15 protein-coding genes and 6 tRNA genes are annotated in these 20,584 nt (G+C 67.9%); 9 read left to right on the top strand and 12 right to left on the bottom strand.

From position 1 onward, the window contains the following. Positions 1–54: 54 nt before the first annotated feature. Together ACRAS8_RS29015 and ACRAS8_RS29010 are read right to left on the bottom strand one after the other, a co-directional pair. On the bottom strand, positions 55–525 hold the full coding sequence (locus tag ACRAS8_RS29015; RefSeq protein ID WP_438488940.1) for an SRPBCC family protein: 471 nt from the start codon (positions 523–525) through the stop codon (positions 55–57). 86 nt (positions 526–611) lie between these two features. Next, positions 612–683: transfer RNA gene (locus tag ACRAS8_RS29010), tRNA-Val, on the bottom strand. 376 nt (positions 684–1,059) lie between these two features. On the opposite strand from ACRAS8_RS29010, the gene ACRAS8_RS29005 reads away from it, so the two are divergent. After that, positions 1,060–1,473, top strand: a complete 414-nt coding sequence (locus ACRAS8_RS29005; RefSeq protein ID WP_003959770.1) for an SsgA family sporulation/cell division regulator — start codon at positions 1,060–1,062, stop codon at positions 1,471–1,473. 226 nt (positions 1,474–1,699) lie between these two features. Continuing rightward, positions 1,700–2,266 (top strand): CGNR zinc finger domain-containing protein, encoded by a 567-nt coding sequence (locus ACRAS8_RS29000; protein ID WP_438488939.1) that lies wholly within the window; start codon positions 1,700–1,702, stop codon positions 2,264–2,266. A gap of 74 nt (positions 2,267–2,340) precedes the next feature. Here the strand turns inward: ACRAS8_RS29000 and ACRAS8_RS28995 are convergent, their stop codons facing one another. Next, a complete protein-coding gene (locus ACRAS8_RS28995) occupies positions 2,341–2,496 on the bottom strand; it encodes a hypothetical protein (protein WP_018540225.1) in 156 nt (51 codons plus the stop codon). 68 nt (positions 2,497–2,564) lie between these two features. Next, positions 2,565–3,011, bottom strand: a complete 447-nt coding sequence (locus ACRAS8_RS28990; RefSeq protein WP_438488938.1) for a hypothetical protein — start codon at positions 3,009–3,011, stop codon at positions 2,565–2,567. Between the two features lie 173 nt (positions 3,012–3,184). Between ACRAS8_RS28990 and ACRAS8_RS28985 the strand changes: the two genes are divergently transcribed. Beyond that, positions 3,185–3,736 (top strand): DsbA family protein, encoded by a 552-nt coding sequence (locus ACRAS8_RS28985; protein WP_438488937.1) that lies wholly within the window; start codon positions 3,185–3,187, stop codon positions 3,734–3,736. A gap of 63 nt (positions 3,737–3,799) precedes the next feature. On the opposite strand, the gene ACRAS8_RS28980 is transcribed toward ACRAS8_RS28985, so the two are convergent. From ACRAS8_RS28980 to ACRAS8_RS28970, 3 genes are read right to left on the bottom strand one after another with little or no spacing between them, the layout of a single operon-like run. Next, positions 3,800–4,630 (bottom strand): GNAT family N-acetyltransferase, encoded by an 831-nt coding sequence (locus ACRAS8_RS28980; protein WP_438488936.1) that lies wholly within the window; start codon positions 4,628–4,630, stop codon positions 3,800–3,802. Positions 4,631–4,667: 37 nt separating this feature from the next. Further along, positions 4,668–5,492, bottom strand: coding sequence for an aminotransferase class IV (locus ACRAS8_RS28975; RefSeq protein ID WP_438488935.1), 825 nt, complete (start codon positions 5,490–5,492; stop codon positions 4,668–4,670). Then, on the bottom strand, positions 5,489–6,559 hold the full coding sequence (locus ACRAS8_RS28970; RefSeq protein WP_438488934.1) for a chorismate-binding protein: 1,071 nt from the start codon (positions 6,557–6,559) through the stop codon (positions 5,489–5,491). The genes ACRAS8_RS28975 and ACRAS8_RS28970 overlap by 4 nt, the downstream gene beginning before the upstream one ends. A 177-nt stretch (positions 6,560–6,736) precedes the next feature. Between ACRAS8_RS28970 and ACRAS8_RS28965 the strand changes: the two genes are divergently transcribed. The 5 genes from ACRAS8_RS28965 (at position 6,737) to ACRAS8_RS28945 (ending at position 7,204) form a co-directional block, all read left to right on the top strand. After that, positions 6,737–6,809, top strand: a tRNA-Gly gene (locus ACRAS8_RS28965). Positions 6,810–6,849: 40 nt separating this feature from the next. Further along, a tRNA-Cys gene (locus tag ACRAS8_RS28960) sits at positions 6,850–6,923 on the top strand. Position 6,924: 1 nt separating this feature from the next. Beyond that, positions 6,925–6,996: transfer RNA gene (locus ACRAS8_RS28955), tRNA-Val, on the top strand. A gap of 24 nt (positions 6,997–7,020) precedes the next feature. Beyond that, positions 7,021–7,092 (top strand) — tRNA-Val (locus tag ACRAS8_RS28950). Positions 7,093–7,132: 40 nt separating this feature from the next. Next, positions 7,133–7,204 (top strand) — tRNA-Val (locus ACRAS8_RS28945). Positions 7,205–7,437: 233 nt separating this feature from the next. Here ACRAS8_RS28945 and ACRAS8_RS28940 read toward each other — a convergent pair. Beyond that, complete coding sequence (locus tag ACRAS8_RS28940) at positions 7,438–7,647, bottom strand: hypothetical protein (RefSeq protein WP_438488933.1); 210 nt, start codon at positions 7,645–7,647, stop codon at positions 7,438–7,440. A gap of 611 nt (positions 7,648–8,258) precedes the next feature. Here ACRAS8_RS28940 and ACRAS8_RS28935 point away from each other — a divergent pair. After that, positions 8,259–9,617, top strand: coding sequence for a protein kinase domain-containing protein (locus ACRAS8_RS28935; RefSeq protein ID WP_438488932.1), 1,359 nt, complete (start codon positions 8,259–8,261; stop codon positions 9,615–9,617). 448 nt (positions 9,618–10,065) lie between these two features. On the opposite strand, the gene ACRAS8_RS28930 is transcribed toward ACRAS8_RS28935, so the two are convergent. From ACRAS8_RS28930 to ACRAS8_RS28915, 4 genes are read right to left on the bottom strand one after another with little or no spacing between them, the layout of a single operon-like run. Continuing rightward, positions 10,066–13,287, bottom strand: a complete 3,222-nt coding sequence (locus ACRAS8_RS28930; protein WP_438488931.1) for an SNF2-related protein — start codon at positions 13,285–13,287, stop codon at positions 10,066–10,068. Positions 13,288–13,326: 39 nt separating this feature from the next. Further along, entirely contained in the window at positions 13,327–16,248 is a 2,922-nt protein-coding gene (locus tag ACRAS8_RS28925) for a DUF1156 domain-containing protein (protein ID WP_438488930.1), read from the bottom strand. Positions 16,249–16,251: 3 nt separating this feature from the next. Next, entirely contained in the window at positions 16,252–16,713 is a 462-nt protein-coding gene (locus ACRAS8_RS28920) for a DUF7680 family protein (RefSeq protein WP_438488929.1), read from the bottom strand. Then, on the bottom strand, positions 16,710–19,931 hold the full coding sequence (locus ACRAS8_RS28915; RefSeq protein WP_438488928.1) for an ATP-binding protein: 3,222 nt from the start codon (positions 19,929–19,931) through the stop codon (positions 16,710–16,712). The genes ACRAS8_RS28920 and ACRAS8_RS28915 overlap by 4 nt, the downstream gene beginning before the upstream one ends. Between the last annotated feature and the right edge of the window lie 653 nt (positions 19,932–20,584).

Below are 20,584 nucleotides of genomic sequence, written 5' to 3'. Positions count from 1 at the left end.
GACCTGAACAATACAGGCCGCCAGGCCCTTCCATCAAATTCCGTTCCGGCCTCCTCACCCGCGGGCCAGCCAGGCCGTCAGCCCGCGCCGGCCGGCCCGCATCATCAGCGCGTGGTTGATCCGGAACAGCGGCCGCCCCAGCAGCGCCCAGCGCCGCAGCCCCGGCTTGCGGACCTCCACGTCCTGCTCGAACACGGCCCGGGTGCCGCCCTCGCCGGGCACGATCGTCCACCGCGCCCAGCCGGCCAGGTCCCCGCGCATCGCGATCTCCAGCACCCCGACCCCCGGGTCCCGCCGGGTCTCGGTCGCCACCACGAGCAGGTCGTACGGCAGGAAGGACCGGAAGCGCGCGATGCCGCTGCGCTCGTCGAGCGAGGCGACCTCGCGCACCTGCGGCCACCAGCGGGGATACGCCTCGGCCCGCTCCAGCACCGCGTAGACGACGGTGGGCGGGGCGTTCAGCAGCCAGACGCTGCGGAAGCGGTAGCGGTGCAGACGGCACGGCCGGCGTGACGTGTCGGGCATGATCCCAGTGTGCGCCCCGCCGGCCCGGGAACGGCCCAACAACCGCGAAGGCCCGGAGACTTGAGTCTCCGGGCCTTCGTCCGGGGTGGGCGATACTGGGTTCGAACCAGTGACCTCTTCGGTGTGAACGAAGCGCTCTCCCACTGAGCTAATCGCCCGGGCGCACCGCCAACATTACCGCACGTCGGAGGCGCTTCCGACCACGGCGGCCGACCCGGTCGATCTTCGACGGGCACGGACGGCCCGGCCCCGCGCCCCCGTCCGCGCACCGGAGCCGGAACCCGGCACGCCGAGCCGACGGAGATCATCGCGAAGCGCTCCCCGCTCCATTACTCTGCGTATTCGTGCCGCCTACGCAACGGACATGATCCGTTGGCCGAAATACCGCCGGGGACGATCACGCAATCCGCCGGAAGAGGTATCTGAAGCCACCCAAAACCGGCAGAGGGGTTTACAACGGCACCGTAGGTGGCATGTCGATTTCGCCGACGTGCGAATCCCCGAGCGCACACTGAGCGAAAGGCCCTGGCGCTTATGAACACCACGGTCAGCTGCGAGCTGCACCTGCGCCTCGTTGTGTCGAGCGAGTCCTCACTGCCTGTACCCGCGGGCCTGCGGTATGACACGGCCGATCCGTATGCCGTGCACGCCACCTTCCACACCGGAGCCGAGGAAACGGTTGAGTGGGTCTTCGCCCGCGACCTCCTCGCGGAGGGCCTGCACCGGCCCACGGGCACCGGAGACGTCCGCGTCTGGCCGTCCCGGAGCCACGGACAGGGCGTGGTCTGCATCGCCCTGAGCTCCCCGGAGGGGGAAGCCCTTCTGGAGGCCCCGGCGCGGGCGCTGGAATCCTTCCTGAAGCGCACGGACGCCGCCGTACCGCCCGGTACGGAGCACCGGCACTTCGATCTCGACACCGAGCTCTCCCACATCCTGGCGGAGAGCTGAGACGCAGCAGGCACACTTTCCGCATCCAACCGCTCACACTTGCGACCGTCCGACTCGGGGAGACGGCGCAGGACCGACAAGTTCACACGGCACACTTCGGCGCCGTCGCCGCGGACCCACCGCGGGACGGCGCCGAGGCGTGTCCCAGGCGCTAGGGTCTGTCCGACCATTCGCCAACGACACCGGGGCGGCGCCGGCCGGCCCCACCCGGCCAGGGAGCGGAACCGTGCTGATCACCCATGACACCCGGTGCGCGCTGGACGCGGTCGTCGGCCTGCTGAACACCGCGCCCGAGGGGGACTCCCCCGGCACCCCGGACAGCCTGACCGACCTCGCGGCGCTCGCGGAGTTCGTCCGGCGCAACAAGATCAGCGGCGTGGGCTCCCTCGGACCGGGCGACCTGGCGGCCGTCCGTGCCGTCCGTGCACGCTTCGCGGAGGTCTTCGCGGCCGGCGACGACCGCACCGCGGCCGCCCGGCTGAACACGCTGGTGGCCTCGGCGGGCACCACCCCGCAGCTGACCGACCACGACGGCTACGACTGGCACGTCCACTACTTCGCGCCGGGTGCCTCGGTCGCCGACCACCTTGCCGCGGACGGCGGGATGGCGCTGGCCTTCATCCTCGTCGCCGGGGAACGCGAGCGGCTGCGGCGCTGCGAGGCACCGGACTGCCGGCACGCCTTCGTCGACCTCTCCCGCAACCGCTCGCGGCGCTACTGCGACAGCCGGACCTGCGGGAACCGGCTGCATGTCGCGGCGTACCGCGCACGGCGGCGGGAAGCGGCGGGCTGAGCGACGGCCGGCGCCGGGCACACGGCGGGTGCCGGGTGCCCGTACGCCGCGGCCGGACCGGCCCGTGCGGGGCGTCAGAGGATGTAGAGGTCGTGTACCGCGCCTAGGAGGAGCAGCAGGCCGATCACGGCCAGGAAGAGCATCAGCGGCGGCTGGGACAGCGCGAACAGGCAGCCGCGGGGCTCGGGGGACGTGGCGTCGTCTTGGGCGAGGGCGCACTCATCGTTCATCTCGCGCGCATCATCGCGCAGATGATCGGCCCGGAACCCGCAATGGGCCGCTCAGCAGCGGGAGTTCATCAGATCCCGTGCTTTTTCAGGATCGCTTCGATGTCCGAGAAGTCATCCTTGGGGGCGCTGTCCGGGGCCGGGGCCGCCGTGCTCCCGGGGGCCTTGCGGCCGGAACCGAGGGAGGGCGCCGAGGCGGCCGGCGCCACCGCCGGGGCCTCGGAGGCCGCCGCGGCCCGGCGCTCCTTGCGGCCGGGTATGCCGCGGCGCCGCTCCGCCAGCCGGCTGATCATGAACAGCACCACGGAGAGCGCCAGCACCCCGAAACCTGCCCAGACCGTGGGCTTGAGGACGATGCTGGTGACCCAGTCGATGACGCCCGTCATGACCAGACCGATCGGGATCAGAGCGAAGGCGGCGATCCGGGTCGCGGCCAGGAAGCGCTTGCGATAGGCGGTCAGCGCGGCGATGCCCAGGCCCGCCGCCGAGACCGCGGCACAGATCGTCGAGGTCAGCATCCGGTCCTCCTGCCGGTCGAAGGGGCGAGCGGGCGTTCCGCGCTCCCCTCCATCCTGCCCCCTCCGGCCCCGCACAGGCCATGTCCCGGCCAGGACCTCAGGGAGATCTCCGGGTCGCCCTCCTCCGCAGGTCCGGGTTCCTCCCCCGGGCGGCGGGCTGGAAGACTGACCGCATGAACGACGCCGCCGCCTCCGGCCCCACCCGTCCCGTCAGCCCCGCCCGTCCTGTCCTCGACGTGTGGTGCGACCTCCAGTGCACCGACTGCGCCACCGCCCTGAGCGACGTCCGGGCGCTGCGCGAGCGCTTCGGCGACCGGCTGGAGATCCGGCTGCGGCACTTCCCGCTGGCCAAGCACAAGCACGCCTACGCGGCGGCCCAGGCGGCCGAGGAGGCGGTGGAACAGGGCCAGGGCTGGCCGTACGTCGAGGCGGTGCTGGCACGCGCCGAGGAGCTCGGCAGGCGCGGCGAGAAGGTGCTGCTGGACGTCGCCGGGGAGCTCGGGCTGGACGCCGAGGAGATCGACACCGCGCTGGTCGACGGCCGGCACCTGCTGACCGTGGACGCGGACGAGGCCGAGGGCAAGGCGATCGGGGTCACCGGCACCCCGACGTACGAGATCGGCGGCGAGCGGCTGGACGGCGGCAAGAGCCAGGAGGGCCTGCGGGCCCGGATCGAGGGGATCGCCGAGCGGCTGCTGGCCGGGCAGGACGCCACGGCGGGCTGAGCCGGCACGGCCCGGCGGTTCCGGCCTGGCCCGTACGAGACCGCGGGCCGGCCGGCGGACGCGTCAGAGGATCGGCTTCCACATCCGGTACGCCGTGGGCCGGTAGCCCAGCGAGCGGTACAGCCCCAGCGCCGGGGCGTTGTCGGCCTGGACGTTGAGCGCCAGGGAGGAGCGGCCCGCGGCCAGGGTCTCCCGCTCGGCGACGAGCATCAGGCTGCGGCCGTGTCCCTCGCCGCGGTGCTCCGGCGCCACCCGCACGTCCATGACATAGCCGCCGGGCTGCCCGGGGAGCCGCAGGGCCAGCCACAGCGTGCCGACGTCGGTGCCCTCGTGGGCGAGGATCCGCAGTACATGGCCGGGGGTGGCCGCGCCCTCGGGGAGCAGCGCGTCGTGCTCGGCGGGCACGGCCTCCTCGGCGCGTTCCCGGGACATCCCCTGGGCTGTCTGCTGCCGGACCCGCTCGGCGATCGCGGCCGCCCGCCAGGCCGGGTATCCGGCCTCGCCCAAGGGCCGGTCGGTGCTGCCGTCGGGGAGCGCGCCCGGGCGGGTCAGGACCCGGGCCAGGATGCGGCCGCGTTCGGTGTAGCCCAGGGCCGCCGAGAGCCGTACCGCGGCCTCGGCCTCGACGGGCACGGTCAGTTCGATCTGCCGGCAGCCCCAGCCGCGCAGCACCTCTTCGGCGGCCAGCGCGGCGACCGTGGCGCGGCCGCGGTGCCGGTCCGGGGCCGCCACGCTCAGGGCCTCGATCCGGCCGGCGGTGGGCCCGAACCGGGCGTCGGTGGCCAACTGGATCCCGCCGACCCGGCGGCTGTTGACGCAGATGTCATAAGGGCGGGACCGGCGGCCGTCGTCGTGTCGTACTTCGGGGCCCGCGGGGCGCAGCGTAGTGGTCACGAGGACTTTCTACTCGCCCGCCGCGGGCCCGTCACCCTCAGCGCGGGTCGAAGTCCGCGGCCGACTCCCGGTCGAAGAGGCGCATCGCCTCGGCGGTCACCGGGCCCGGCGCGTCGGCGAGTTGGCGGCCGTCGATCCGGGTCACGGCCTGGACGTCGCGCAGGGTGGAGGTCAGGAAGATCTCCTCGGCGCTCTCCAGGGCGTCCAGCGGCAGGTCGGTCTCCTTGGCGCCGGCCCAGGCGACGGTCAGCGCGCGGGTGATGCCGGCCAGGCAGCCGGAGGCCAGCGGCGGGGTGTGCAGTTCGCCGTCGAGGACGACGAAGACGTTGGAGCCGGTGCCCTCGCAGAGCGCGCCGACGGTGTTGGCGAACAGCGCCTCGGAGGCGCCCCGTTCGCGGGCGCGGGCCAGGGCCACGACGTTCTCGCCGTACGAGGTGGTCTTCAGGCCGGCCAGGGCGCCGCGTTCGTTGCGGGTCCAGGGGACGGTGACGGCGGCGGTGGTGTCCGGGCGGCGGCCGGCCTCGGAGACCGCGATGACCAGGGTCGGTCCGGCCTCGCCGCGATCCGAGCCGAGCGGGGAGATGCCGCCGGTGTACGTGATCCGTATCCGGCCCAGCGCCATCGGGTTGGCTTCCAGGACGGCCGCGCAGCCGCGCCGCACCTCGTCGAGGTCGGGCTCGGGCAGGCCGAGCCCGCGGGCGGAGTGGGCCAGGCGCTCCAGGTGGCGGGTGAGCGCGAAGGCGCGCCCCCGCTCGGCCTTGAGCGTCTCGAAGACCCCGTCGCCGACCGTCAGGCCGTGGTCGAAGACCGAGACCCGGGCGCCGTCGGCGTCCCGTAGTCCCCCGTCGAGCCAGATCTTCATCGCTTGAGTCCTCCGCTCACTTCGTGCTCACCGGACGCTACCGCGAGCAGTCGGCGCGCCTTCAACTCGGTCTCGGCCCACTCCCGCTCGGGGTCCGAGTCCCAGATGATCCCGGCGCCCGCGCCGAAGCGGAGCACCGGTCCCGCGGGGGCGGCACGGTCGATCCAGAACGTGCGGATGCCGACGTTGAGCCAGCCGGTGCGGCGGTCGGCGTCCACCCACCCGATGCCGCCGCAGTAGGGGCCGCGCGGGGCGGTCTCCAGTTCCTCGATGATCCGCAGGGCGCTGGACTTGGGGGCGCCGGTGACCGACCCCGGCGGGAAGGTGGCCCCGAGCAGATCGGCCCACGCCGTCTTCTCGTGGGCCTCGGCCAGTTCACCGCGCACGGTGGAGACGAGGTGGACGAGGCCGGGGTGCTCCTCCACGGCGCACAGGGCGGGGACGGTGACCGAGCCGGTGGCGCAGACCCGCCCCAGGTCGTTGCGGACCAGGTCGACGATCATCACGTTCTCCGCCCGGTCCTTCTGCGAGAGGTCCGCGGGGGTGCGGCCGGTGCCCTTGATGGGGCCGGACTCCACGGTGCGGCCGTCGCGGCGCAGGAAGAGCTCCGGGGAGGCGGTGGCGATCTCGACGCCGTGATCGGGCAGGCGAATCGTTCCGGCATAGGGAGCGGGGTTGCCGCGGGCCAGGACGGCGGAGAGCGCGTCCACGTCGGCGCGGTGCGGGTCGGGCAGCGATGCGGTCAATACCCGGCAGAGGTTGACCTGGTAGACCGTGCCGGCCGCGATGTGGGCCCGGATACGCCGGACGCCGTCCGCATAGGCGGAGCGGTCCAGGGAGCTGCGCCAGTCGGCCGGGGCAGGGCCGCGCCAGGCGCCGGGCGCGGGGGCGTCCGCGGCCGTGGCGGGGCGTACGTCCGCGAAGCGGGCGCAGACCACTCCCCCCTCGAAGTCGGCGGTCACCGCCCACCAGCCGGCGGAATCCAGTGCCGCGGGATCGCTGGTCACATCGCGCAGGTCGGTGGCGAGCAGGCCGCCGAAGCGGGCCATCGGAGCGAAGTCGTGCACGTCAGTGAGTCTATGGCGGGGCCCCCTCGATCGCTCGGGCCGGACGAGCAGCGCAGCACGCTGCACAAACGCGTTTTTGTACTGGCCCAGGAATCCGCTAAAGTTCAACACGTCGCCGGGACGCGGAAGCGCCCCGGAGGCCAGGGAGCTTCCCGACGTAGTCTGGGAGAGCCGCCCGCGGACGTAGCTCAGTTGGTAGAGCACCACCTTGCCAAGGTGGATGTCGCGAGTTCGAGTCTCGTCGTCCGCTCGATGTGGGGGATCATCCCGAGCCCCCCGCACACACTCCTGGTGGAGTGGCCGAGAGGCGAGGCAACGGCCTGCAAAGCCGTCTACACGGGTTCAAATCCCGTCTCCACCTCCAAGGACGATTAGCTCAGCGGGAGAGCGCTTCCCTGACACGGAAGAGGTCACTGGTTCAATCCCAGTATCGTCCACTGACCTGGTCACACCAGGTCCCCGCGCGATTAGCTCAGCGGGAGAGCGCTTCCCTGACACGGAAGAGGTCACTGGTTCAATCCCAGTATCGCGCACGCAGTATCCGCGGCGATCTTGCGAGAGCCGCGGTCCCGAGGACGATTAGCTCAGCGGGAGAGCGCTTCCCTGACACGGAAGAGGTCACTGGTTCAATCCCAGTATCGTCCACACCGAGGGCAGAGGGCCGGAGCATCAGCTTCGGCCCTCTGTCGTTGTGCCGGTGCGGTGCGGTGCGGTGCGGTGGCCAACTCCACCGTGCGGGCGGGAAGTTCCCGAAAAAGCCAGATGGCCGGGCATCTCCCCAGATGCCCGGCCATTCCTGCCGTCCGCCGCACCCCCGTCCCCACGGGGTTTCGGCCGGCAGCCGTCCCGGACCGCTCTCCCGGGACCGGGGCGCCCGCTCAGCGCCCCAGCATGCCGGCCACGGACGACGCCTGTGTGACCACGGCCTCCCAGCCGCCGAAGACCACGGCCAGGAGGAACGCCAGCGGCAGCACCATGGCGACCGCTATGAGGGGGTGGCGCGTACCGGCGGGCCGGCTTCCGCCGAACGCGGTGGTGGCCCTGCGGCCCCGCGCCCGGAGGGCCGTCCGCCCCGTGCTCTGCGCCATCGCCCCGCTCCTGTCGTGATCCGAGGGCGGCGGGCGTCTGACCTCGGGGGACGAGTGCTGCGCCCGCCGCTTGACCTCAAGCCTAGGCGCGCGGCGGCGCCCGGGCGTCATGCCGTCGTACCGCTTGGCGGGCCTCCAGGAGGATGACGGGTGGGGGCCCGGCGTACTCCCCTGGGTGGAGAGGGCCCGGGCGGTACCCGGAGAGATCCCTGTGAGGGGCGCGGGAGCGGGGATGCGGCGCGCGGGAGGCGCAACAGGCTTGCCGCGGGCGGGGATACCGAAACGGTGACTTCGATCACTAGGGAATCTCCCGGGGTGCACGGCCGCCGGGGCCGCGGCGCGGGGCTCGCGGGAGACGGGGCCCGCGCCGGTTCCGCACCTTTCGCTCCGTCAAAGTCCGTTGGGAAAGGGATCATTGGGGGCCGGTGCGGGTAGCGGGGCCGGGGGGCGGGCCGAATTCCCTCCGTGCGGCGGGGATCGGGGCGGCCGCCGGTAATCCGGTTGCCGACGCATGCGCGGCCTCTCAGCACAGCGAGCCGGCAATCCGTAAGCTGTGCCACGTCAGACGGTTGAGCGGAGTGGGGCCTCCCCACCGCAGGCAGGGGACGGACATGGCGATGATGCGGCTCCGGCGCGAGGACCCGCGTGTCGTCGGATCGTTCCGACTGCACCGCCGGCTCGGCGCGGGCGGGATGGGCGTGGTCTACCTCGGCTCGGACAAGCGCGGGCAGCGGGTCGCATTGAAGGTGATCCGGCCGGATCTGGCGGAGGATCAGGAGTTCCGGTCGCGGTTCGCCCGCGAGGTCTCGGCCGCCCGGCGGATCCGCGGCGGCTGCACGGCGCGGCTGGTGGCGGCGGATCTGGACGCCGACCGTCCGTGGTTCGCGACCCAGTACGTCCCCGGTCCCTCGCTGCACGACAAGGTGAACGAGGAGGGGGCGCTCTCCCCCGCGCAGGTCGCCGCCATCGGGGCGGCGCTGTCCGAGGGGCTGCTGGCCGTCCACGACGCGGGTGTGGTGCACCGGGACCTGAAGCCGTCCAACATCCTGCTGTCGCCCAAGGGCCCGCGGATCATCGACTTCGGGATCGCCTGGGCGACCGGGGCCAGCACGCTGACGCACGTCGGCACGGCCGTCGGGTCGCCCGGCTTCCTGGCGCCGGAGCAGGTGCGCGGCGCGGCGGTGACGCCGGCCACCGACATCTTCTCGCTGGGTGCCACCCTCGCGTACGCCTGCACCGCGGACTCGCCGTTCGGGCAGGGCAGTTCGGAGGTCATGCTCTACCGCGTGGTCCATGAGGAGGCGCAGCTGGCCGGGGTGCCGGACGCGCTGGCGCCGCTGCTCGCGGCGTGCCTGGCCAAGGACCCGGCGGACCGGCCCAGCACGCTGTCGCTGTCGCTGCGACTGAAGGAGATCGCGGCCCGTGAGGCGCACGGGCACTCGGGCGGGGCGTGGGAGAGCGCGCCGGGTGGCGAGGACGGCTGGAGCCACGCGGAGCGACGGCCGGCGGAGCGTCCGACCGGGCGGCGCGCCGAGGAGTACGCGCGGCAGCGGACCGAGCGGGGTACGGGGGGCGCGTCCGCGCCGCGGCCTCGGCCGGCCCGGCCGGCGGGGTCGCGGGACGCGGCGGCGCGGGATCGGGGTCCCGCGTCGACGGGCGCCGCCGCGCGGACCGGTGGACGGGCCACCGGGCAGCGGCCGGCCGCACGGCCCACGGGACGAAACGGTTCGCGTACGCCGCCGCGCACCGGCGCGGGCGGCCGGCGGCCGGGCCCGGACCGGCGGCTGCTACGGCAGCGCGTGGTGGTGTTCGTGGTGGTGACGCTGCTGGTGGCACTGGGGATCGCGGCGGCCCAGGGGTGCCAGGGGCCGACCCGCGGGCTCGGCGGCGAGCGACCGGTGAGTGTGGCATCGCACGAGGCCGGAGGCGCGGCCGGCAGTGCGGCCGGTGGCGGTGCCCGGCCGCACTGAGGGCACCGTGGCCGTCCTGTCGCAGCGGGTGCCGCGCTGGGCTCGGCGATACCAGTCATCGGCGTCTTCATCTGCGCGCTGTGCTTCGGCAAGTCCGGTACGGGGGCGAGGGTCACAGCGATCGTCTTCGCATCAATCATGATCCTTTTCGGCCTTGGCGCCTTGGGACGTGGGATGCCAGCCGGGATCGTCCAGCTGGGCCTGGGGATCGCCATCGTGGCAGCGCTCTCCCAGCGTCAGTCCGGCGACTGGTTCCGCCGCCCACAGCGCTGACGAGCAGAACGCGCCAAGGCTGACCATCCACGCCCGCGCGGTCACCTCTGACGGCCGGCGCCGTGCCGACCAGCTGCCAGCAGACAGGGGCCAAGGCCGCCAGAACGCCACCTATGCCGGATGGGTCGGATCTTCTGAGCCGTGTTGTCCTGGCGGCAGAGGCAAATCAGGATGGTCACCCCTTTAAGTTCTCCGTCGTCGACAAAAGTAGTGACTGAAGAGCTGGCGATCCAAAAGTTAGCAACTCGATGTCGGTGGCTGCTCTATCTACCACGGAGCGGTCGAAGCTGACGTGTCGCTGTTCGGGGTGAACTACCGACTTTTCGTTTTCGACGATGGGGAAAGTGACCGGAGGGCAAACGGTGTCGAGTGACAGGACATAGACACCGGGTTGTTTTTCGAGAGGAACCAGACGTGGGGCGGCGAGCTGATTTCGTGTGAGTATCTCGTGCAGTTCTTCCAGAGTGACTGCGGGCTTCAGCTGTGGTGGCTCCTCGGGGTCGTGGTCTTCCAGGTCGGATAGACGCACGGAGGTGGAGGTTGCCACCGTGACCTGGTCGTGCAGTGCGTTGACCTGGCGGGTGATCTCGTCCTGCTGGTGGCCGGGTTCGGTCATTGCCGCGCTGCGGATGGCTTCTTCGGTGGCGGCAAGGACGGGTTGGGCGTCGCCGACGATGTGGACGAAGTCGCCGAAGTCTCCCTTGATACCTTCGTAGACCCGTTGCTCGACGGTATCTGCGTAGAAGTAGTTGCTAATGCTGACCATTGGATACGACGCGTTGATCCGGTCTACGCGACCGATGCGCTGTTCGACGCGCATGAGGTTCCAGGGCACGTCGTAATTGATCAGGCGACCGCATGTCTGGAGATTGAGCCCTTCGCTCATGGAGTCTGTCCCGATGAGGACGCGGATCTCCTTCTCGCGGAAGCGAGTCTTGAGCTCGGCCTTCGAGATCGTCTGCCAGGCTTCGCTCGCAGGGTCGTACACTTCCCCGCCCCGCCCTGAGTAAGTGGCAATCCTCCCGTAGACGGCGGCGAGGTGGTCACGCAGGAAGTCCATTGTGTCGGTGTACTGGGTGAAGATCACGACCGAGTCGTAAGTGCTCCAGGTCTGGTCCAGGTCCTTGATTAGCTGCTTGAGCTTGGAGTCATCGCCGCGCCTGTGGTCGAGGTCTTCGATGAAACTGCGGAGTTCTGCCAGTTCAGCGCCCAGCAGCTCTCCGCGTACGTCCAAGTTGGCGACCTCGAAGAGTGTGTCGTCTTCGGTGGTCAGGCGGTCGTCGTCGTCCAGGAGTTCCTGAAGGGTGGCGCCTTCGGTGAGGCCGTCGAGGCGCCGCTGGAGGGATGCGCGGATTGCGTGGAAGGAGCTGGTAAGGCGGCGCCGGTAGACCGTCATGATGAAGCCGAGAGCTTGATTGCCCTGATCGACCTGGTAGGCGTTGTAGTGGCGGCGGATGTAATCGTCGATCCTCCGGTACAGCCCCTCCTCCGCCGTGGTCATGGGAATGAACCTGTCGTTGACCTCCCGGCGTGGAATGACCACGTCGGCACTGAGAATTCCCAGCTCCTGGTAGCGGCGCAGTGTTTGCCTGGTCGTACGGAACACTCTGTCCCGCATCGGGGTGTGGACGCTGAGCCATTCTCCGGCTGCGGCCGTCTGCTCGGCAGACCAGTGACGAACCGTGTTCTGGGTGAGCGGGCGAGCATGCATCTTGGTGACGGAGCCGGCCTTGGCGTAGCCCAGTTGACCTCTGATGCGCTGTTCGAGCCGGCTATCCCGCCGTGTGGCGGGGTCGCCTTTGACGAAGTAGTCCGTGAGCAGCTTGTGAAGGAAGATCCAGTCGCGCTTGTCAGAGTCTTCCTGCAAGTTGGCGTAGTAGCGCTGGAACTCGGCCGAGCTGTGCCCCCACGTTCCCGGCAGGCCGAAGAGCGCTATGAGATCCCATGCCTCATGCGGGGACATCTGCATGGGGGTAGCCGAGGCCAGGTAGAGCGCCTTCCACAACCGTCGCTCCTTCATCTCCTGCAAGAGGGAGAGGAGGGCGTTGGGGGATGCGTCGGGCCGTGAACCGCGTCGGCGCGCGTGGTGGGCCTCGTCGACGAAGACGATGTCCCATGGGCCTGCTTCGAAGAGTTCGGGGCGCCGGTCCCTGCGCCGGGCAAGGTGGCTTGAGGCAAGGACGACGGGGAAGGCCCCCCAGGGGTTCGACCCTGACTCGTACGGGATCAGTTCACCGTGCCGGTCCCAGAATCGGCCCTGCTCATAGCGGGGAACGTCGAGAGCCAGCTTTTCGTGCAGCTCTTCCTGCCACTGGCGTAACACGGAGGCAGGTACGAGGATGAGCGCGGTCCGTGCCTTCTGGGACAGCAGCAGTTCGCGGAGGATGAGGCCAGCCTCGATGGTCTTGCCGAGGCCCACCTCGTCAGCCAGCAGATAGCCCCGCGGATAGCTAGCGATCGCCCGGTGGGCAATGCGCAGCTGGTGCGGCAACGGTTCGACACCGGCGGTCACTAGGCCAACTCCGGTCCCACCATCAACCGTCGGGGCGGCGGCGAGGGCAGCTAGCTCCTCTCGGGCCGCGGCCAGGTCCGGTTGCGGCGGAGGGTCGGCAGCGGGGCGCGGGTGCGGAAGGGCGGCTTGATCACCAATGTCATCGCGCTGACTCGGGTCCTCGGAGCGAGGCTGCCACCCTCCGGGTACCAGCTTGATCAGTTCGTCCCGTACGGCTTGCGGTAGAGAGACGACGGTCCACCCGGCGTCGGGACGATCAAGCCAGTGGGCAGCGAACCGCTCCACGATGGGGTTTCCATACTCAGCCCACACATGCCGGCTCCAGGAGCGGTAGGCCGTGAAGGTCTCGTGGTTTTCTTGCCAGCCGGCGGCCGTCTCGTTGTTCGACCCGAGGAAGGCCACGCGCTCGCCCATGGCGTCGGTGAGCACGCCGTACTTGGAGTGAAAGTAGCGGCGGGTCGCGGTAGGGGGCAGCGGGCGACCCTGCTCATCCAGCGGCACTCCCACCTTGATCTCAAGCTGGCCCTGCTTGACCAGCCAGGCCAGCAGCCGCAGGTACTCCCTCTCGACGATGCTGACGCCTTCGCCGAGAGGATCGGCGAGCAACCTGGAGACGAGCGCGTCCTCCAGAGGCCGCCCGCGGGTCAGGGCATGGATGTCTCCTGCCGTGAGCTGTGCGCCGACGATGAGACGCATTCGCCCGTGGCGCGCGACGAAGGGTGCGACCCCGCGGGCGGCAAGGGCCAGTTCGCGGCTGGAGTAGTACCCGACAAGCCGGTCGTATGAGACCGCGCGAGACAACAGCGGGATGTAGAACTCGCGCAGTGGATCGTCCGCCCCGCTGTACAAGGGGCGGATCTCCAGATCAAGGAAGGAGACACCCATAGCTTCGGCGATCGTCTGCCCTGGCACTGTCTGCGCCCCCTACCCGGCCTCGGAGTAGAAGTCACCCTGCACGAAGGTGCGTCGCTCTGCTGGCAGCTCGGGCAGTACAACATCGGGCAGATACGCGGCGGCAAGACGGTCCAGCATGCCGGCCAGGGGAACGACCCAGTCCCCCTCCCCTCGCGCGCGAGGGACTGCATTGACGAGTCCTTGGAAGCAGTCGCGGAATCCGCGGTCCGTCGCCAGTCCCGTACGGTCGAGGAAGACCTTGGCGGCAGTCAGGCCATCCATGTCGGCGATGTAGCACACGGTGTGCACGGCATCGATCGGGTGGTCGAACTGCTCGGCGGCTGGGTCCACACCGAATTTGCCTGCGGAGCCTCCTCGAGCGATGCGTTCCTTCGGTTCGCGCAGCCGGACAGTACCGGCCTTCTTCTCGACGATCTTGGCGCGGACGAGTTGGTCCACATCAAGACCGCCGGTGCTGAGGGCGAGCCGCCGCGCATCGTCGAAGCCGAACTCGATTGCGCGGAACGTATGCCAGGCGAGGAGTGTGAAGTCCGTGTAGGGCTCGAACTGGGCGGTATGACCTACGATCCGGTTGAGCTGGAGCCGGGAGACCTCATTACGGGCCGTGCTGAGTGCTTCCTCCGGGCGGAGGAGGCGGACCGAACCATCCTCACTGGCCTGCGAGGAGTGAACAGGCCAGTACCCTGAGATCACGGACATGGCGGGTCCGTAGGTGGACAGCATGAGGTCCACCCCGGACAGGCCGGAGCGTTCGAACCGGACAAGAGCGTCCCGGGCTGCTTGCCGTACCTCGGATTCGATGTCCTCAAAGAAGACTTGCTCAGTTGCGTCGGCAGTGCCCCGCTTGCGGCATACCAGCATGATCGTTGACGCCGCAGAGTTCAGATTTGCTTGGTGCAGGGAGTTTTCCGACTCGGTGTTCACGGGCCACGAAGTCTCGATGGTAAATCCGGCTTCGAGCAAGGCCATACCAAGCGTGTCCCAAGCCTCGGCCCGCTTATGTGTGAACATGACGGTCAAAACGCCGTCGCTCCGTAGAACTCGATGACATTCAGCAAAGACCGCGGTCATCTTCGCTTCATAGTCGGCATCAGCGAGCTGTTTCTTCTTGCGCCCAAAAGCGGCAAACCGCGCAGGGTTCGCTACGGCCTCGTTCTCCTTGTCGGTGAGTTCATCGGCGAAATACTCAGGCAGCACTCGCCCGAGAGTCCGCTTCTCCCAGACGTAGAAGAAGTCTGCCAACTCGGCGTACATAACGTTGTCGTAATAGGGAGGGTCCATGCATACATGCGCCATGGACTCGTCGCTCAGGTGCCTGAGATCCGCACCATTCCCCTGGGTTACCGTGATGCTGCGAGGCAATGCCTGTCCAGGAGCAACCTGGAGTCCCGTGTTCTCGAAGAGCCGGGCCAGCTTCTCGTAGGCATCCGTGAGCTGATAGAGGCACCATGCATAGAGCGCCTCGGCCCCCTCGGACTCAGCAAAGGTCCATTTGAACGCAAAATTGTGCTTATCGAATACACTGCGCATCTTTTGACGCGAAACGTCCCAGGATGACGATCGAGCATTATAGTTCAGCGCCGTCCCTTGCATGATGGCCAGCTCGGCCAGCACGGAAGTGGCCGTCTCCGTGTCGAGTTCGTCACGAATTTCAGATGCAATTCGCTGGAATTCTTCAGCGAATACCACATGCGTGAGGAGCTGCCGACTCGAGAACATTTCCGCCCAGGTGTTGATGCCATACAGGCGGTGACCACGATCATAATTACTAACCGCATCAATAGGCTCTACAGGAAGAAGCTCCTGAGATTCCCACGCCGGACGAAGGTTCTCCAGTTCCTTTTCGGCCTCACGAATTGCATTCAAATCAGCCTCAACCGGAGCGCGAAGATCTCTCTTCCCACCCGGCAGGCGGATTGCCACCGCGTAGAGAACCTGGCTCATACGTCCCGCCCGAGCTTCAGCCTTGATGTAATCTCCGCTAATGACCAGGTCGTCGTACGGGCTCACGGCGGAACCGCGGGACATGACTCCCTTGGCTGGGTCGAAGTTGATAGCCGAACCATGCACCACTTCAAATCGCGGTTCACGAAGTTCAACACCGTCGGCCTTCTTAACCAGACGGACTGCAACCTCCTTGCCTTTTTCCTTCCGCAGCCACCAGTCGGTGACGAGCGGCACCATTCGCCCCGTGCGAGGGCAGGCTACGGCGTGCGCCCAAATATAGGCGACGACCCTCTCGTCATTTCGTAGCGGGAAGAAAGGCTTCAGTCGCTCACGAACTCGAGCGACCAGGATGTCGCCCCACTTTTTGAGGTTTGGAAGAAGCTTCAAGCCGTGGTCGGCGGTAATTTTCACACCAGCCCGAAGGACAGATGCGGCAACGCCATTCAAATCGTTGGCGTAGGTCGGAAGTCCCAATCGAGCTGCTACGAATGGAATGGAGCCGCCGCCAGCAGTTGGGTCAACGACGGGAGGGATTTCACCCCACGTTCGTTTCAGCACCTGGTGAAGTAGGTCGATAGCGGCGCGATCCGGGTGGTTACGGAAGGCTTGCTTGTAACCGTATCCGTTGCCATCCAGCTTGATGCCCTCAACCTTGGCTCGATCCAGCGCAGCTCGCGCTGTGACCGGGTCACCCCAAATTCCGCAGAGGTGCAGCAACCACTTCCGGTACGCCTCGACGCTGGCGAGCTGCGGTGCACCCGGGAACTCTTCGGCAAGCTGAGGAGACCACGCCGGCAGGAGCCCAGCGAGGACGACGCCGGCCGACGCAACCAAGGGGCGCCTTGCCCACCAGACGTGAAGGAACGAGAGCGGTGGCAGTGCGGAGGCCGCGGCTCGCTCCCGCCGGGACTCGATTCCCAGTTCACGCACCGGAAGCCACTCTTCGATGAGCAAGCGCTTCGGCGAGATGAGGTCGGTGGTCAAGGTTCAGGCCCCCGAGAGGTAGACACGTAGCGCCTTGCGGGCGCGCTGGGCTGAGGCGCCGGTCGTGAGGGCGTACCAGTAGTACGTCTCCTCGACCGACATACCTGCGATTCCGCTTGTCACGGCATGCACCCGATCCGCTCGGGAGAGAGGAGCTATGGCCAGCAGGGTCAGCGCAAGGCGGACGCCCGCTTCCTCCTCGAGTTGAATCGGCTTCCGACGGTGCGGAGCCAGAACACTCGGGCGGTGGCCGGAGTCACGGACAGCAGAGACGACGGCCTCAAGCGCTCGTTGCACCTGGCCGGCATCGGCTTGCGCCACAGTGGAGGCCAGCCGCCCGTACGTCTCCTCCAACGTCACCGCAAACCCGTCGGTGTAGGAGCCTTCCGGGGAACGGACGGTGAGCCGGAAGGCTCGCACCCCCGGAGAAGCGTCGGGACGGACCAGACGTACGACGGTGCTCACTGTGCGAGCTTTCCTTCCACCGTGAGTTCGGCGGGGCCGAGTTTACGGATTACGGTGACAACCTGCTGGAGAGCCGAGTCATCAGGGTTTACGGGTTCGTTGAAGGACACGTCCCACCGCAGTTGGCCGGACACCTCTGATGCGTACTTGAGCAACCCGACGAGTTTGGAGGAAAGGGACTGGAAATCCCTTTTCCCGCCGTTCACTTCGACGTTGAGTCCGCCCGTCATGCCAGGGAATTCGGCATCGAACTGTCCATACACGCTGATGTCATGGCGCGGGAGCTGCCCCAGCCCCAAGATGATCAAGTCGACGTCTTGCAGTTTGCGTGCCTCATCCGCAGTGACGGTCAGGGAGAGGGAACGCAACCCCGTTCCAGCGTCGGCGAGCCGGTCGAGCATCCGCTGAAGGACAACCCCGGGCGGCCCCGAATCGCGCTCCAACTTAGCTCGCTTGCGCACGACTCCGAACTCGATCCCTATCCGTTCCGCCTCGGGCCGGGGCAGAACGGTGAAGGTGTCGAGGCTACGTTCCTTGATTTCTTTTACACCCAGTGCCTTCAGTCCGGCCGTCGGCTCCTGGTCCACGACTGTCAGCCGCTCATTACGGACAGCGTCGGCGAGCAACTCCGCCACCGCTGATTTGGTCGGCTCTCCGCCACACCTCTGTTCCAGTGCGGCCCGGAGCTCCGGACCGGTGATGGTGCGGTTGCACAGCGAAGCGACATCGGACTGATTTGGCTGTCTGGCCAGCAGCCCCAGCAGTGTCGCCTCGGCACGGGTCAGCAGTTCGCATGTCGCGGAGAGCTCGACATTGGGTGTAGCACCATCGGACGTCCACGGCCGCTCTGCGCGCGTGTCGTAATAAACCCATCCATCGCTGCGGATCCCCGCCTTGATGGCGTCGCTGATGAGCGTCTTGTCCAGCACTATCGGTGCATTGTGGTCGCGCCAGAACCAGTCCGCTACGGCCTTCGTGGTCGTCCGCTCCGGTCGGTCCCACGCCCGGGCCTTGAGCCACGCGTACGGAATGGCCTCCCTGCGGGTCTTGGCCTCGTCGTGGAGAAGTTGCAGGACGAGGCGCACCGCCGACCTAGCGTTCCCCTGCTGGTCTAGGGGCATTTCCCGGTGGCGCAGGTGAGCGCTGTTCTGGTCTTTGACGGGGAAGTAGACGTGCTTGTAGCAACGGGTGACCGCGACCCTAGCTTCCAGGCCGCTCCGGTCACGGAGCTTGACTATGCGGTCCCTGACTTGGTCGGAGTAGGTAGCCATGCGTGTCGTATCACTGTGGATGCGTTCTACCGCGATCGACGTCGCCACGCGGCTGCGGAGGACCTCGATCTGCTCGGCGTCGGCCGCCACGAAGACAACGCCATTGCGGTGGACCCGCAGCGTGCCAACCGCACCTGCGTGATCCCGCATGTCGGCGACGGGCGCGGGAGGCTTATCGGTCTCTCCAGCACGGAGAGACACATGATCGTGGTGAAGGACCGCGAGGTGAAGTTTGGGCTCATCGGGAATCGCGCCAGCGCTCTCCGGAAAGAGCACCACCTCCGCATTACCTTCCGAGGTGAAGGTGCGACGGATCAGGTCTTCGACTTCAACTCTTATCGTCGTGTTGGGGACGTTCTGCTTCTCGTCCTCGACGATCTTGTTGACATTGGGCTCGGTCAGGAAGCGCCAGCGGGTTCCGTCGTAGGTAAGGTGCCAGCAGACCTGCTCGGCTTCGCTGAGCGCCTCGTCCAGCAGCTCGGGCTCCTCCCCCGGGCGCAGCGTTCCCAGCAGGTATTCCGGGCGGGCAGCCCCTACTCCAGCCTTGAGCTCCAGCGAGTGCACGAAGACGGTCCGGCAAGCGCGGGTGGCGTAGGGGGTGCGCCCTGCGAACCGTGAGGCGTCAACCCTGGCTGCGTGCGAGCTAGAGCCGGCCAGATCCGCCTTGGCCACTCCCTCGAAAGCGCCTCGATCGATGGCGACGGTAAGACGATTGAGAACCTCGGATCGGCCGAAGTCGATTTCAGCAACGTTGATGATCCCCGCGTCGCTGCCCGCTTCGTAGATTCGGGCTACAACTTCAGCCAGCAGCTTCAGGGCTCCGCGAGCGCGCTGAAAGTTCGGGATGTCACCAAGTCGCTGGTCAAGGACGCGGATCAGCTCGGGGTGGAACGGATAACAACGTTCCACCTGCTTCCCGTACTTCACGGGATACTCTGCGCCACCGGTCAGAGCTTGGTGACGGCCGAGCTGTTCGTACAGCTCCTGATACGCCTCGCCTGCAGCCTTGGCAGCCTCTTGATCGACAGACTCGAACAGCCGTCGCTTGAGGATCTCGGCAATCTCGGTGTCGGTCGCTGGCTTGACGACCTTCCCAACCCGGGCGAGATTCGAGTGGGCTTCCGCAAGATTCTGAGCGGCAGTGCCGGTCGTCTCGTCGAGCAGTTGAGCAAGCTCGTTGGTCTCTCGACCGTACGCATCGGCGGCAGAGGCAAGGGTGACGATCACCACGAGGTTCGAGTCCGCCGCGGCGATCTCGAAGAGGTTCTTGAGGAAGACAGGCACCTGGCCGGCCGACCGGCGAACTGCGTCGTCCCCAGAGGCGGTGAGCTGCCGAAGGTGGTGGGCGATCTCGTCGATGATCACGATGGTCGGACGACCAGCGATCACCTTGCGCAGTGTCTCCGTGCCCGGCGCTGTACGAGCCGCATCGGAGTCCTTGAGGACCTGCCATGCGTCGTCGCCGAGCTGGGCTGCAACCTCTCCCCACAGAGTGAACGAGCGGTGGCCTCCGGTCTCCACACCGTTCACAGGGTCGAGGACATCGCCCACAACTGCGGCGATCTGCACGGGATCATCAGGCAGCAGCGCCGGGTCGACGAACTCGTCGAGGTTGGAGGGGCGGGCGCCCTTGGCCACGTGGTAGACGGCAATGAGCGAGTGTGTCTTTCCTCCGCCGAATGAGGTCTCGGCCCGCAGCACACCGTTCTCGCCCAGGTCACCGGATGCGCGGGTGACGCGCCCAAAGGTCCTGGCCAGCATCGACTTCAGACCCGTCGTCGGGTAGGTCAGTTCGAAGAACGTCTCGGCGTCCCCGTAGACAGCGTAGCGCTCCGGATCGCGCACGATCTTGTCGAGCTGCGCCGCAAAGTGGTTGTCAGCTAATCGACCGGCGAGGACGTCGTCCCGCGGAACACAAACGTCACGTAACGGCTCAAGGCGTGCCACGCCCACCCCTTCAGACTGTTCCCCATACGTTCCACGTGACTTGTGCAACGCCCCTTACCCGACAGTCTTCTGACGGGCCGTCCGGTCATACTAGTCGACCAGCAGGTGGCACACCCAAGAAAGGTTCAAAGAGAAAGATCTTGGTCACATCGCCAGATTCCGGCAGGCGAAACGCTCTGTACAGCGGAAGGCCATCCGTGTGGATCGCCAAGGCGAGTGGATCAGAACTTCATGCCTGACAACCAGTCCCCGGGCAGCAGCGACATTTTTCCGCTGCTGGCTCGCCCGCGGGCGGATGAGCAGCGGCATGTCGTGGAGTCCAGAGACGTTCGGCTCGTCATGTAGGGCTACGCCGAACTGCTGGACCTCCGTCACGAGGACATCTCAGGCGACGGGTGAGGTTAGAAGCACCGCGTGAAGCTGGAGCTAGCCTGCCAGCCCTCATACCACCGACCAGAGTGTCGGTCCGAGAACAGGTCGCCCGCTCAGAGACCGGGTGCCGTGATCAAGAGAATCGAGCCCTCCACCCGCTTGTGAGCGCGTCCCTCGCGCACGGGCTGCCCGAACCACAGACAAGCCTGTTCGACTACGCACTGCGGCTGCATCAACAGGCCCCCGACGCGCCCCTCCCACGTGACGGCGAGCCCTACCCG

It is taken from the genome of Streptomyces sp. S186, assembly GCF_051603415.1.
Taxonomy (GTDB): Bacteria; Actinomycetota; Actinomycetes; order Streptomycetales; family Streptomycetaceae; genus Streptomyces.
Note: the sequence above shows the minus strand (reverse complement) of the source record. Positions and strands in the feature narration are given on the sequence as shown.